At 38.4% G+C, this 15,171-nt stretch carries 12 protein-coding genes; 4 read left to right on the top strand and 8 right to left on the bottom strand.

The annotated features are described in order from the left end of the window. The first annotated feature begins 81 nt into the window (after positions 1 to 81). Entirely contained in the window at positions 82 to 450 is a 369-nt protein-coding gene (locus QNI15_RS31720) for a hypothetical protein (RefSeq protein ID WP_314035772.1), read from the top strand. A gap of 210 nt (positions 451 to 660) precedes the next feature. Here the strand turns inward: QNI15_RS31720 and QNI15_RS31715 are convergent, their stop codons facing one another. From QNI15_RS31715 to QNI15_RS31680, 8 genes are all read right to left on the bottom strand, one after another. Further along, a complete protein-coding gene (locus QNI15_RS31715) occupies positions 661 to 2,109 on the bottom strand; it encodes a S41 family peptidase (RefSeq protein ID WP_314035770.1) in 1,449 nt (482 codons plus the stop codon). A 77-nt stretch (positions 2,110 to 2,186) separates the two neighbouring features. Continuing rightward, on the bottom strand, positions 2,187 to 3,374 hold the full coding sequence (locus QNI15_RS31710; RefSeq protein ID WP_314035768.1) for a helix-turn-helix domain-containing protein: 1,188 nt from the start codon (positions 3,372 to 3,374) through the stop codon (positions 2,187 to 2,189). Positions 3,375 to 3,551: 177 nt separating this feature from the next. Continuing rightward, positions 3,552 to 5,093: a hypothetical protein gene (locus tag QNI15_RS31705; protein ID WP_313983832.1), complete on the bottom strand. Its 1,542-nt coding sequence runs from the start codon at positions 5,091 to 5,093 to the stop codon at positions 3,552 to 3,554. Positions 5,094 to 5,285: 192 nt separating this feature from the next. After that, positions 5,286 to 6,602, bottom strand: a complete 1,317-nt coding sequence (locus QNI15_RS31700) for an ABC1 kinase family protein (RefSeq protein ID WP_313983830.1) — start codon at positions 6,600 to 6,602, stop codon at positions 5,286 to 5,288. Between the two features lie 51 nt (positions 6,603 to 6,653). Further along, positions 6,654 to 7,298: a TetR family transcriptional regulator C-terminal domain-containing protein gene (locus QNI15_RS31695; RefSeq protein WP_314035766.1), complete on the bottom strand. Its 645-nt coding sequence runs from the start codon at positions 7,296 to 7,298 to the stop codon at positions 6,654 to 6,656. 516 nt (positions 7,299 to 7,814) lie between these two features. After that, on the bottom strand, positions 7,815 to 8,612 hold the full coding sequence (locus QNI15_RS31690; RefSeq protein ID WP_313983828.1) for a LytR/AlgR family response regulator transcription factor: 798 nt from the start codon (positions 8,610 to 8,612) through the stop codon (positions 7,815 to 7,817). A 3-nt stretch (positions 8,613 to 8,615) separates the two neighbouring features. Beyond that, positions 8,616 to 9,815 (bottom strand): sensor histidine kinase, encoded by a 1,200-nt coding sequence (locus tag QNI15_RS31685; RefSeq protein ID WP_314035764.1) that lies wholly within the window; start codon positions 9,813 to 9,815, stop codon positions 8,616 to 8,618. A 14-nt stretch (positions 9,816 to 9,829) separates the two neighbouring features. Continuing rightward, a complete protein-coding gene (locus QNI15_RS31680; RefSeq protein ID WP_314035762.1) occupies positions 9,830 to 11,395 on the bottom strand; it encodes a sensor histidine kinase in 1,566 nt (521 codons plus the stop codon). Positions 11,396 to 11,881: 486 nt separating this feature from the next. Here QNI15_RS31680 and QNI15_RS31675 point away from each other — a divergent pair, with 486 nt between their 5' ends. The 3 genes from QNI15_RS31675 (at position 11,882) to QNI15_RS31665 (ending at position 15,120) form a co-directional block, all read left to right on the top strand. After that, complete coding sequence (locus tag QNI15_RS31675) at positions 11,882 to 12,136, top strand: hypothetical protein (RefSeq protein ID WP_314035760.1); 255 nt, start codon at positions 11,882 to 11,884, stop codon at positions 12,134 to 12,136. A 1,148-nt stretch (positions 12,137 to 13,284) separates the two neighbouring features. Next, on the top strand, positions 13,285 to 13,599 hold the full coding sequence (locus QNI15_RS31670; RefSeq protein ID WP_314035758.1) for a hypothetical protein: 315 nt from the start codon (positions 13,285 to 13,287) through the stop codon (positions 13,597 to 13,599). A 147-nt stretch (positions 13,600 to 13,746) separates the two neighbouring features. Further along, positions 13,747 to 15,120 carry a hypothetical protein gene (locus QNI15_RS31665; RefSeq protein ID WP_314035756.1) on the top strand — a complete coding sequence of 458 codons (1,374 nt, stop codon included), beginning with the start codon at positions 13,747 to 13,749 and terminating at the stop codon, positions 15,118 to 15,120. Positions 15,121 to 15,171: the final 51 nt, after the last annotated feature.

Genomic DNA, 15,171 nt, shown 5'->3' with positions numbered 1-15,171 from the left:
GGAATTGTGCAGGATTGCATACACAAATTTAACCAATCCACTTATTACCCAAATTGAAAATAATTAAAACGTTAGAAAACTATGGCACTTAAGATTAAACGTAGATTAACAACAGAAACTATTGATAATCTGGCAACAACATTGCCGTTATATCTGACAGACGAGTTTAATATATGGTACTATGCTGTTTTGGATGAAAATACTGTGTTAGTAGTTTCATGTGATTCATGCCAGGTACAGACTTTTGATGAGACTTTTAATAGCAAATATTCCATAGATTTTGATGAATTGAAAAAATGTGATGCAGCTTCTTTTAATGAGGTATACTCACATACCAGAGAAAGATTAGGGGATGCTGACAGAAAGCTTCAGTCTTCTTTGGCTGTATCAAAGTCTACCTTTACAGAACTTTTCATTGAGAGTGCCGATCATTTACGTGCTGCCAGCTAATAATCAGATAGATTATTAATACAATACACAGTCCCATTGTATGTAGTCCGGGTAACATACAATGGGACTTTTTCTGTTTGTAAGCTTGGGAAGTGATAGCGATTGATTATGATTGTTTAAATATTTATTGTTGTGTTAGAATTTCAATCACCTTTTCCTAAACATTATCTGTACTTGTTTGAATACCTTCTATTTTGTTGTTAATTATAGTTAATTACCATTTGATGAAAGCGAAGATTGTTTAATCAAATCCAGAGTAAATTGTAGTTCCCTGTCAGTATGATTAAGTATATCCTGAATAGAGGGTTCAATCGTATGATCTGGAATCACACCATGATCCGGATATGGATATCCTGAAACAGCCATATAATAAGCTAACATGGGAATCCCTACAATAAACTTACTGTGAGGTAATTTAACAATAATGAAGGTGCCACTGTTGTTTCCATAATAGCCTCCGCCTACTTCTTGTCCAATAAATGTAGCTCTCTGATGAGAGTGGGCTATTGCAGCAAACTCTGACGTTACCGAAAAGCTCCATCCATTCGTAAGAATATATAATTTACCCAAATAGGCATTTTGCTGGGGCTTCTGAACCTTCAGGTTTTTGTGATGTGTCCATAAATGTGGTCCATTTTTAGGTTTTTTGATTAGCATTTTTAGAATGCCGTAAAACTTAGGCATATCTGCATATTGTGCAAAGCTATATGAATGGGTTGGGGTCATTTCCAGACGGTCATAGTAAGGAAATTTTTCATCTGTCAGATAAGAATATAGTTGAGCTCCCCATCTGTCCAGGCCTCCTTCATTATCCCGCAAGTCAAGAATCAAATGTTGAATATTGCGGGTTTTGAGTTGAGCAAAAGATTCCTTTAGAAATTGTTCATAATCATCTCCTTTTTGTGCTGGATAGAATACCTTGATACGTATAAGAGCCGTTTGATTGTCCAGAAATTTTAGCTGAAAGGTAGGTTCTTCTGGTTTGGGATGCTGTTTCTCAAATGCTTCAATCTGAGATACTGTTACTGCTGGAACTTCAAGAGATGAAGTAGTACTATCTGTTTTACGGCAAGTAATCTGAAAGGATGGGGACGAACCTATAAGGTTAGCATAATAAGCTGAAAAGCCTTGGTTTAATTCCAGATATCGGGTAGACCGATTGTTTCCATCTACGAAAATTTTTGTGAGTAATGAAGAAACAACTTCTGAAACAGGTTTGCCATTGATTGCAATAATTTCTGTTCCTTTAGCGACTGGAAGATTGCCTGCATAACTTTCCAGTACATATACCTTCTGCTGAGTAAAATAAAGCTGCCAAGGGAACAATTGATCTGTTGCGTAAAAATAACGAGTCGTCCACTTGCCATCCGGATGAAATTTTGTGTGACCACATTTGATCTGCGCAATAGCTGGAGTAAGAGTTTGATAGAATTCCTGATCAGTCATCTCTCGTTTAAAAGAATGTGACAGACTATCAAAAATCTTTGTAAATGTTGTTGTATCTGTATAACGATACAAACCAGGATGTGCTTCTTTTAATGCTCTCTGGAAGACATCAAAATCTTCCTGCATCTGAGTGGGAGTTAGCTTTACCGTCTGAGCAAAGCTGGACAGGCATATGATTAGACCTATCCAGAAACAAAGGATCTTTTTTTGCATAGTTGTAAATAAGATTGTAGTAAAATGTGGTGCAAAAGTATATCCCCACTCAGTATTGATCGTCTGATCCGATAAATTCAGACAACTTCTTTGTATGATTTGATGTATTCAGACGGAGTTTGTCCGGTTATTTTTTTGAAAACAGCATTGAATGTGGCTTTGGAGTTAAATCCTGCTTCTCCTGAAATAGCTAATGTCGTCAAGTGTTTATACTTGGGATCAACAAGCATACGCTGTGCTTCTTTTACACGATATTCGTTTACAAAATCATAAAAGTTCTTTTCCAGGCGCTCATTGATAAGTTGAGACAATTGATGCCTGGAAATACCTGTTCGTTCCGCTAAATCCTGAATGGTGAGTTCTTGCCGCAGGTACAGTTTCTCGTTTTCCATCAAATGAGCCAACTGCTTAAGATAGGTATCCGCTACATCATTAGTCAATGTCGATTTCTGGTATTTGTTTTTAGGTATTTCTTCTTCTGCTACAACAGAAATAGACACATCTTTTTTGGGTTCAGGCACATGGGTGACTGGCAATTCAAACTGGTTAAAAATGCGAGGCTGTGAGAGTGCTTTATAGCCAATCCAGTAAATTAAGGCTACAACACCAAGATAATGATAGCGATAGAGCTGGGTTAACCAACCAATATTCCATTTTTTTGCATAAAAAATAATAACAGAGATAAGCATTACAGTTAAGACAAAAAGCAGAAGCTGTCGAAGCCAGCGGAGGCGAATCTGGGTAATATCAGAGAATGAATTCAGAATACCCTGCTGGTATTTCTTTACTATAAATAAAGACAACGTTACATAAAACAGATGCAGGAAGTTGGTTAGTTGATTCAAAAAACCAAAATCGTCCTGTAGAGCTGCCTCAAAGTTATCGAGATAGGCACTTTTTTCTGCTGCCGATTTTGCATAATAAGGCAAGAGATAAAAGAAATAAACGATAAAGGGAACCAGATGAATACAGTCTGCTCTTTTCCAGATTGGTTTCTCTGAAGTTATTTTTCGGGTAAACAAGAAGAGTAATGGACCAAACAAAGAGGGTAGTAGCCAGGATATCTTACTCAGATGAGGAAAGCGAAGAAAAAATTCCCGATTGTCAAAGCCGACTAATAACGTTTGAATGGAAATTAGAAAAATTAATAACCCTAATAAACGACTTGCCAAAGGATTAACTCTTCGGGTTACCAGCAAAAAGGCTAACAGAAATCCTTGAGCAGCACCGGCAACAAGTAGTAACTGCAAGATTGTAAAAGGCATGCATACTATAGTTTTGTAGTGTAAAGGTAAAGAAAACTCTTTACTAAAAAAGAATAGCTGTTCCAGCTTGATTCAGCTAAAACAGCTATGTAATTAATCTGCTAAGAATGACCTATGTGAAAATCAATGAAATACTATGTGATTTATGAGATGATCCGCCTATACAAAATATATCAATTACTCTTGTCGGGTAGTCAGATTGGCATCGTAGGTTATTTTATTAAGATAAAATACTCTGCGTTTGCTGGAGCCTACCGTTCTTGCACCCTGGATCTCCTGTGTGCCCCAACTGATAAAGTATTTGTTATACCAGAAATCAATATTCACATCATCAGAGTCAATCACTTTATCTTCTTCAAAATTAGTCGCGATCTTAAATTTCTCTTTTTCTTTTAATACATCATTACCACGAATCACTTTGGTATGGATTTCTCCTTCTTCCGGATAGGTGAGAATAATTTTGTCCTGGTCAAAGGCAACTTCAACCATTTCCCGCAGATTATAATTAACTATATTCTGGATTTCAAAAGAGTTGTCCCAAAGTAGATTGCCTGATTTGTCAAAGCCACATATCACAGCATGAGTATAGTGATACCCTTCAAATACACGGTCCCCATAACTTCTTCCTAAGTTTCCTATTGGAGCATAGGCATAGCCATACGAAGTACCTGAACGATACTGCGGGTAAAATGCTTCTGCAACAAGTATATACTGATCTGAAGTTTCGATAATATCATGCATTAGCAATTTATAATGCAATAACATTTCTTTTCCTTTCTGGCGTTTCTTTAAAATCCGTTCTTTGATTTTTTCCTGTCGGCGCGGCTTCATGAAATTAAAGAAGTTCTTAAAGTCATTAAATTGAAAGTATTTGATGTATTCCTGGTTATTCCCATTGAGTTTAGCCATGAATAACCCCTGAGAGTAAGGAAGGTTTTTATAGGCATAGTGTCCCATAATTAGCTTTTCCTGTTCGTTGAGGGATGTAATACGTCCTGTAATAAGACCTTTCTCTTTAGGACTTTCCAATGTCACATTCTGTACTACTTTACCTGAATAATCAAACGAGCGAACAGATAACTTACCATGATTACGTTCCTGCGTATAGATGAGTACATTACTGATACGTTGGTATGGATCAATCTGAATATGATTAAGCTCTGTACGGGGTTCATACAAAGCCGGTAATACACGCGTTCGTTTATCAAAGAAGTTGAATGTTAGCACAACAGGGCGATAATTCACTATTCCACCAATAAAAGCTGTATTACTTAATACCTTGAACTCTGTCATATAAATATAAGTCAGGGTATTACCATCCATCCATTCATGATCACCCGTTATCAGATCCAGTCGAAATATTTTAAACTTCTTCGAGTCTGGCTGAGCTAGCAATACATAATAATAACTGGAATCCAGATAGGTGTTGACAGGTTCGAACAGGTGATCTACTTTGTATTGATTAGCCCATATCTGATGCAGTGTAGTATCATAACGAGTAATATTCCATACATTCCCATCTCTTCCCGACGGAAAGCGTGGTTGAGTAGATACAAGTAGTCCTTGTTTTTCTAAAGGTGTTACATCATAAATCAGATCTTCGTAATCGTCTTCTTTTAAGGGTAATTCTAATCGTAAGACCTGATTGAGCTGTGCTCTGGTAAGTATTGGATTAATCCAGGCTAGTAAAACAGCAAGGATAAGTATGCGTTTTTTCATCGGGAGTCTGGTGTATATGATTATAGATCATGTAAGCTGGTACTGTAAATGGATTTCTCCAGTGTTTTTATTACACTTAGTTAAGATACAAATAAGTTGTAAATTCCATATAAAAAATGGAAATATTTTACTGGAAAAACAGATGACCCCCGATGCAAAACTCTTTTATTGAAGCATTTATATAGTGTTAGTTCAGATAGGTTGCCATAGCCATGCCGGACTGCTGGTGCGAACTACTGCCTTCAGTTGATTCAGCATGGAATACAATCCATAATACGTCCGGTTAATATATAAAGAATCTTTTGAACCACGTGCTACTTTTGATTCTCTTAATTCTTTTAGATTGGAAAGATATTCTGCATAATCATAAATAGACTGGAAATAAGCATCATCTCCAAAGTCAAACTCTTGGGTATGAAAAGGTTTGCCCAACAAGCCAATCATAGTAATAAATAAATCACTATAAAATTTTCGTTCCTGAGGAGTGTCTTGTTCGTGTAAAAATTCCAGATTAACAAAAACTTTATCACAGATAGCCGGGTCTTTCAGATTATCAGGATTGATCAGCGTGAAATAATTGCGGTAATAGTTTTCCGGAATCTCTTTGACACAACCAAAATCGATAACACCCATCGTTCCATCCGGACGCATCAGAAAGTTTCCCGGATGGGGATCTGCATGTACTTTCCGTAGTATATGGACCTGAAAGTCATAGAAATCCCATAAGGCCTGACCTATTTTATTACGTACTTCCTGAGAAGGATTGGTTTTAAGAAAGTCGTCCAGATGGAAACCTTCCAGCCAGTCCATAGTAAGTACCCTTTCGCTGGAAAATTCAGGATAGTAGGTCGGAAATACCAGACCGTTAATGTGGCCACAGGCTGTTGATATTTCTTGAGAACGTTGAAGTTCAAGTTGATAGTCTGTCTCTTCCAGAAGTTTCGTCTCAACTTCGTCCATATACTTATCTACATCTTTTTCATTCAGATTCATCAAACGGACAGCAAAGGGCTTAACCATTTTCAGATCTGACTTAACGCTTTGAGCTACCCCCGGATACTGGATCTTCACGGCCAGCTTTTTGCCATTTTTTGTAGCCTGATGTACCTGACCGATAGATGCTGCATTGGATGCGTCCATCGCAAACGTATCAAACAATGCTTGAGGCGCTTTGCCGAAGTAGCGGGTAAAGGTTTTGATTACTAATGGACCAGATAGAGGAGGTGCACTGTATTGTGCCATTTGAAATCGTTCAGAGTAGGCTTTCGGTAACAGATTGCGGTCCATACTCATCATCTGTGCTACTTTTAGTGCGCTGCCTTTTAATTCACTAAGAGTTTCATAAATATCAGCTGCATTGCTTTCATGAAGCTCATCACGGGATAGGTCCGGATTGATGGCTTTCTTTGCATAGTGCTTAATGTAGTTTCCTCCAACTTTAATACCTGTGGTAACAAACCGGGTTGCTCTTTCAACTTTGGTTGCTGGAATATTATTCTGCGATTTCATAGTGTAGGTTTGATTGATGACAAATGCCTGTTTTTACTACGTAGTCCGATCTTATAGTCCGTATCCTGCTCGCTGAGTCTGATAAAGGAATTTGCCAAAGTCAAACAATGTATCCAGTGCTGACTTACCAATAAAGTCAAACGATGTATTTACTGCTTTTTCTATAGCGGCATCTGTCAATTCATAACCAGCACTATTGTCTTTTACCCAAAAACGTAGTACAAATAAGGCTTGAACCCAGAATCCATCAGCATATCTTTCAGTCACAAATGGTCTGTTTACAACCTCTCCTGTATTACGACCTTCAGTAATTAATTCATTTGCATATTCGGTAAATGCTCTCTTGAAAGGACTTAGCAGGGCTGTTTCCTGGTGTAGATGTCTGGTTCCTGCAGCAAACAGTACAAAACTCCGGTGATTTTTCAATACCTCCACCCAGGTATAATAAAAGGAAAGAAGTTTTTCACGGACAGAATATCGTTCATACACTTCCTGGGAAATGGTTTGTTGTTTGGCTTCCTGAAAAAACTGGAGCCAGATATCTGCCTCTACTGCCTGTAGCGAATTGTAGATGGCATAAAAATCTTTTTCATCAATTCCGGCTAGTTTAGCTAAAAGATAGGGAGAAGGAGGGACCTTGCCATTTTCAAGAAGGTACTCGATATAGGTTTTTTGAATAAGTTCTTGGTTGTTCATAGAAGTAATGAGTCAGGTTTACAAAATAACCCAAAAGTCAGGTAAATGGTTTTGATTTAGGATGATAAATAGTTGAGTAACTATAGGTCACCCATTCTATCTGGTAGACGTATGGGTGTTGGATTTATTTTATTTCAACAACCTTCTTATTTGTTTGATATCTGACATTTCTATCTGTCTGTGTATTTTATTGCGATACACATTGTTTTGTGTATAACTATGTTCATACAGACGTGTTGAACTGGTTTCAGTACATGATAAGTCGTGCGGTGAAGTCACCGCAGCGGAGATGTAGAAGTGTGGATCATGGTAGATTGAGTCAAAACAATTTTTGCCCAGAGTTGACGGCAAAATTGCCGATGTGTTGAATTCACCGCAAAAAAGTTTTTGCATAGAATTAACCACAAGGTTGGTGTTTAAACGGAATTCACTACAAAAAAATTCATGCGCATAGTTCAGGTCAAAACAAAGATCCATAAAACTATGCGCATGTAGGGCTATGTTATGCTATACATGTTATTTTCCCATCCATTTCTTAAAATCCTGTACTTTTTCGCGGCTTACCAATATTTCTTTGTCAAGAATAGGTTTTAATACCAGTGATAGCCTGTTACCGAAATAGGGTTGAATCTGGTCAACAGACTTATGGGTAACAAGCATTGCCCGATTAATTCGGAAGAAATGGGCTGGATCGAGTGACTGGGATATTTCATCAAGTGTATAATCTACCAGAAACTTCTGATTGGTATGGGTGACAAAAAAGCTGTATCGTTCATCTGTAAAGAAATAGGCGATCTCGCTGGTTTCAATAGACAGATACCGTTGCCCTTGCCGTACCAGAAAACGTTTGCGGTAATCTTTGGCAGATTGTAACTGCAGTTCGCGTAATAGTTTATCTACATTTAAAGTAACATTGGTTTCAGTACCTGCCTGAGTCATTGATGTTTTCAGATCCTGAAATTTTTTGAGGCTGCGCTGCAAATCTTCTTTCTGAATCGGTTTGAGCAGATAATCAATGCTATTTACCTTAAAAGCTTGTAAGGCATATTCATCATAGGACGTAGTAAAGATGACCGTACTATATACTTCTACCTGATCAAAGATTTCAAAACTTTGCCCGTCTGCCAGTTCAATATCCATAAATATCAGATCTGGCTTGGATGGATGGGTACTGTCATATTCTCCAAGCCAGGCAACCGTATCTTCAATGCTGTTGGTGACGCCAACAATGGTTAAAGAAGGATCAACCTCTGTCAGTAACTTTTGTAATTTGCGGACGGCTAGTTCTTCGTCCTCTACGATTAAGATATTCATAATTTATGGGAGAAAAAGCGGTAAAACAACAGTAAAGTAATGATCGTCACAAAGGATGGCAGGCTCGGTTATACCCGTTTTTCCTGCTCCTGCTTTGTTTCGGTTTAGCAATCGGTATTTGGCTGTAATATTGGTTAAGCCAACACCATTGGACGTATCCCTGTTTGAATCCGGTAAATGGATGGTTGCGCCGATTTTGCGCTGAAGGTTATTGCGTATCAACAGATTTGTTGCAGCTTGATCCTGCTGAATAAATAGTTCCAGCAGAAGAGGCTTTCTGTTTGAAATTACATTGTGCTTAACAGCATTTTCAACCAGCATTTGTAATGCCAGAGGAGGTAACCGATAGGTCATATATTCTCTATCTATCTCAATTTGCAGCTCAATACCAGCACGGTAACGGGTTTTAAGCAAATGGAAGTAGGATTCAATAAAATCCAGCTCAGTTGCTAAAGTTGTGAGTTCTCCATTGCCTTCCTGGCCATTGTTTGTTTGCAGAAGATAGCGATATACTTTGGCCATTTCGTCTACAAAATGTTCCGCTTGTTGGGGTTCATCAGCGATCAATGATGACAGTGAATTGAGACTGTTAAATAGAAAATGGGGATTTACCTGATGCTTTAAGCTTTCATACTGACTTTGAAGAGTTACTTTTTCCAGCTCTTCACGTTCTAACGCATTTTCTCTCCATTTACGAAGCGAATAGACTGTTTCATCGATACCTACAGACAATATATTGAATCCCACATTATAGAGTAGAATCCGTGTGGTTAATCCTGGGGTATGTTGAAATCCAAACAGGTGAAAATAACTATAGATAAAAATTCCAACTACTAAATAAGAGGGTGTAACAAGAAAAAATACCAGAAACGTACGACCTGCACGGGCTGCACTTTGATCTAATCCAGGGTATTGGCGAATAACCTTTTGGGTTAGAGTATCTAGTGTAAGTACACAGCAACCTGTCAGGAAATAGTTAAGAAGTGATGCCTGCAGAAATATTTTTCCATCAGAGAAATAGGCAGGACCAACCAGCCAGTAGGAAACCAATGGAATGAATACCATAGGCATTAATAAAACATGCCATCGCAAACCTTCTTTTTGCGTTACTGGTATCGTATTATGTACAGTAGCATTCTGCTGGTGTTTAGGTAAACGCCTGAATGGTAGTTTGGAGATGATATGTTTTAGTCTGGAGTTCATACTATACAGTGCCCTTATCGATTGCTTTCGAGAAGAGGTACGATTACTTCAAAATATTGATCATTTTCTATGATTTGTGGTTCACTTTTACATACTAACTGATACTTGGCTGCCAGATTAGCTAATCCGGACTGACCTGTTTCCAGGCGCATAGTTTTACGTTGTATATTATTTCGTACTCTCAAATGTCCGGGATCACTTGTTGTAATGCAGATAGTAAGAGGACGGCCCGGAAGCATACTATTATGTTTCATGGCATTGTCAATTAATGTTTGCAGAGTGAGTGGAGGTAATGTACGGTTTTTGTATGCCTCGGCTATGTGTTGCTCAATAAGAAGGCTTTTGCCATACCGGGTTTTTAATAAGCTGATATAGGAGGCAATAAAATTGAGTTCGGTTTGCAGTGTTACCAACTCACTATGTTCGCCATCAGGTTGAGATGATCTGCCTGTTTGTAAAAGATAACGGTATACTTTAGCCAGATCATCCACAAAATGTTCCGCTTGTTGGGTATCTTCACTGATCAAGGAAGAAAGCGAATTGAGACTGTTAAACAGAAAGTGTGGATTTAGCTGGCCCTTGAGTGTATCAAACTGGTGTTGTAGTTTCTCTTTTTTTAGTTTTTCAATTTCAACCTGTTGTTTTTGCCACATGGATAAGGCATAAAAATAACCATGTGCTATACAGAACAATAAATCAAAAATTAAACCTAACAGAATAAGAGTATATATATTATCGTGAGAAAACCGGACATCCAGTATGTCGATTTTACTAAGTACCCACACACTTCCAATTGCAGAGATACTTGAAACAATTCCGGTTAACAACAACATGAACCCAATGCGAAGTACTGTACAATGCAGGCTGGGATAACAATAGATTGCCAGTCGTACACTCAACGTTAACAAGGCTGCAATGGGAATATATAGGAGTGTTACTACCGCTGATCCTAGTGCGAGTAACAATCCATTGGTCCAGTAGCGGGGGCCAATAATCAGATGGTTGGCAATCGGTATAAAAACCAGTACGGCCAGTCCATGAAAGCCCCAACCCAGAGGTGAAATTCCTAATCGTGTCAGAGCCGGATTAGCCAGAGCTAGCCAACTGGCTGAATTAGTGGGGGTGTTGGATTTCCAGATCAGATTTGAGTTGAAAAGAAGAACGGCTGTACACAGAAAGAAATCAAAGACTCCACCCAGAATAAGGATTGGACAAACTGTTTTCCACGAAAATTTTACACCTGTCTGATGAAATAAACTATAGATCCAAACATCAAAAAAAGCAAGAAAGAAGGTAAGTATGCCTACTACCAGAAACACGAAAGAAGTTCGTATCCACACCTGTTCTTTTTCTGACCAATAAGCCAATACTTTTCGTACTGCCACTGTGAGTATACTAATGGAAAACCAGTATAAAATGAATACCAGCAGAGTACCGATAAGAAACAGGCTGGGTTGCTGAAAGTAGGACGGACCAATAAGGTAATAGTTGCCCAGAGGGAACAACACCGGCATCATGAGAAGGTGATACCTCCATTCTGCTTTGGAAAAGAAGCCAGGATGCAAACCTGCTTGTATCAATATGCTGAAGAGTTTCTGTGGAAAGAGTATATATGCACTAGTATCCAAAAATACTAACTCTTAAGCCAGATATCAGACCGATATTGGATGAATTGTCAAAAAAGATGTATGAACTGTAAAAGAGAGATTTGAATAGTAGTGGTTTTTTTAGTCTACATGTAATTGTCTGATTGAGAAAGTTCGGAAAAATAAAAATCACTGGCGCAAAAAGAGATTTTCATCTTTCTCAATTGCCAATCGGCTTTCAGGTCATGGTTTTCTTTCCTGAATTTTCTATTCCTGATCATCCTACTCACAGGACTTGTAAAGCAGCAATGACTAGCAAATCAAATTGCCGTTTTCCTTTAAAATCTGGAAATGAAACAATGTATTTTGTTGGTAATGTGTGATATATGCAAGATTGATTATGTGATATGTAATATTATTACGGTTAAATAAGTATACCTTTATATTGAGTACTTACTTATAAACGTACTCACAAAATCCATGGATAGGCAAAACAATAATGGTGTAGCTAAATATCCTGTAGGTATAGCTCCTTTTAAAATAACTGGCGACTGGTATCTGCAAGCCAAAGCCCTTCAGCAGAGGTTTCCTCAATTAACGGATGCTGACCTGAGGTTTCAGACAGGTAAGGTAGAAGAACTCCTTTGCCGTATAGTGACACGGCTCGATCAGACGCGCGAAGAGGTGATTGAGTGTATCAAAATAATTCAATCAGGCATTCCAATCAGACATTAACAGAAATAGCTACTATATCTATGAATAACTATCTGAACATAGGAGCAAGGTATAATGGCATTGATCTGTTGAACTAATTGGAAACTAATGGAAACATTACCCTTTTGATACATAGGAAGTAGGATAGAATAATATATAATTTCATGAGATGTAAACCATTGTAAATCGGTGCATTTAAGACAATCTATTATATTTTTATTTTCTTCCTGTTGCTTATATTCACAATTAATCGATGAGACTGTCCCGCTTATCCTTGAGAAAAGAAGTATATACTAAAACGGAAGCAATTTGTATCAGTATCTATTGCGGAACAGTATGAAGGCAGTCGCTACAGAATTCAATAGAATCTGGCTTTGATCACTTGAGTTTTAGTAAGGGAGTGTACACAGCCAATAGAAAAGGTATCCCCACCTTTGTAGGTAAGAAACAGATTTGCCTGTAGAAACAAGAATAGAACATCCTCCCTTGATTGACTTGAGGGTATACTATCCTCCAAAACCAGTAGTCCTATGTATTTGTTAGTCTGAATTTATAAGCTTCACTTATATTTTCTCTCACTTCCCGCAGTTATAAATCTATAATCAAATATCTCTCCTCGAAATTGCAATAAATCTGGATAAATATGCCTGTTGTTACAAAATGACACTTCCCGTATATCCAAGAAAAATCATATAAATTTTATTTTCGCCATAAATTCTGCTTATTTCATTTGCACCTGTTATCGGTTTGGATTATTTTTGCTTTTAGAGATTCAGACCTGAGAAATGATCAAAATCAGGTGCTGAATTTTGATCAGTCTATTTACTTTTTTAGTGCTTCAAACCCATACAACTTTCATGAGAACCGTAAAATCATCCGTCGAAAAAGGTGTTCCTATTGGCCATTTATCCACAAAAAACACTTTATCTAAAAATCAACCCTTATCATTTTTAGTACACACAAGTTTGTCACTTGTGAACAGTTTCTCAGTAATCGGCTTATTTGTATCTGGTAGTACCCCGTTATTTTTCAGTAATCCTCCAAGTATCCCTCGTCGACCGGGACACTAACCTGCCTTCCGCAAAAAAGTACAATTAATCAGTTGTACACCCTGCCTCTGCATTCTTTTCTGTTTTATTCTTTTTTTAATTCTCATCCAGGTATACACTATGGACGCATTGCGCCTATCCCAGCAACTAGAACAGCTACAAACCGAACTAGCCTGTTTACAGTCAGAAGTCAAACGATTGGAAGCCCTATACATCCATCAGGCTACAGGTCAGACTACACGCATCACAATGGCCGATGCGGAAAATCAACTGGGCGTTTCGCGGTTTCATATCCATAGACTCATGGGAGCTGGAGTGATCCAGAGTGGTCAACGGATAGGAGCTGGCAAGAATGCTCAGTGGACATTTGAACACGCCGAGATTTTGAAGCTGGTCGACAATCCGTCATACCTCACTATCGAACCTGTTTCCTAAGAATAGGAAATCCTTTTATCGTTTCTCATTCCCAATGCCCAGTATTGATACTGTCTGCATTTGCCTGATCTAACCATCGGGTAGTGGAATGCTATTGTCTAAACCCAATTGTCTATTCATTCATCCACTCTTTGTTATCACACTTTTATGAAGTACACACTCATTTATCATGACCTGCTTGGACATTTTGACATCAGCATGAACGAACATGCATTGATGAGTCTGATCGATAATTTTTCTGCTCAAACGGGTTGGTGTTACGCCTCCAAAGTAGAACTGGGTAAAGCGCTTCGTCTAACCTCGCGCTGGGTGTTTGATGCCATTACCCGGCTAGAGGGCAAAGGATTGGTAGAAATAAATGCAGAATCCCGTTTTTTGCGTGCCTGTCCGGTTTGGAAAAAAGCAATACATCAGTGTCAGAATCAACTTCCTTTGTCTGAAACTGTACAGGGGTCAGAGGAATGGATACAGGCCATTCAGCAAAAAAAGCGCAGAGCTGTGCAATACAAACATCGGCAGGCTATGCAGGATGCACACAACCATGATGCAAACCAGGAAGACTCAGAAGGGTATGCAGAAAATGCACAGCAGCCTATGAATACTTTTCCGTCTACAGCTGAAAAAACTTCAACGGTTGTGAATAGTTTTCCTATGCAGCAGGAAGAAAATTCCGTATCTGGTATGGACTATTCGATGAGCGAATTTCATAACCTATATGAAGAGACTTCACCATTGCCTGTGAATAATTTTCGATCAGGGTATGAAGAGAGTTCGCATCAGGATATGAAAACTATTCCATTTGCCTATGAACAGAATGCACACTATAATAACATATATAGTAACAGTAATAATAACAAGTATAAAAACAAAAATAATAACAATACAATAATAGAAAAAAGCGCATGCGCGCAAGATTTTCAATTTTCAAATGAAGATCAGATTTTTAAAAATGAACAAGCAGGGGAGAAGCAAGAAAATTTTTTGAAGAGCGAAGAAAACAACCAAACTGTTGTAGAAGCCGCTATAGTAACCCCTCCCCAGGTTGCGCCGGCCCCCTCCCCTAAGAAGGCTGTACAGAAAGAAAATGCTATGCAAAACGTTCATAGCCTTAAAACCGATTCTAAGGCTACTCCAGTCGATCCGTGTCTTGTACCCTGTCGAGAGGTCTATCTGCTATACTTCGGGGCTTACAAGTGGATCTATGGACGCGATGATAAGTTTCTCAAACAGGTATTGGAACAGATCCGCTACAAGATTGCTGTACAGTGGCAGCAACCCACTATGAATCTGGCAGAGATTCCTGATGAGTCAGTGATTCATTCCTTCCAGAGCCTGCTGGAAATGATTCCTACCTGGTATCGCGACAATGGCTACACAGCACCCAACGATCTGAATCGTTTTTTTGAGAAGTACTATGCGGCTATTAAGTCAGGCAATGGAGGAGGAGCCCGTTCATCATTTGCTCCACCCAGAGATCAGGATGAGGAATATCTCCGTCTGATGCGTTTGTGTCGCGATTAATGCCTGAATACAAACTAATCAGCAGACAATTTTTTACTATTCAATAACCAG

This window comes from Xanthocytophaga flava (assembly GCF_030068545.1).
GTDB classification, from domain to species: domain Bacteria; phylum Bacteroidota; class Bacteroidia; order Cytophagales; family 172606-1; genus Xanthocytophaga; species Xanthocytophaga flava.
Note: the sequence above shows the minus strand (reverse complement) of the source record. Positions and strands in the feature narration are given on the sequence as shown.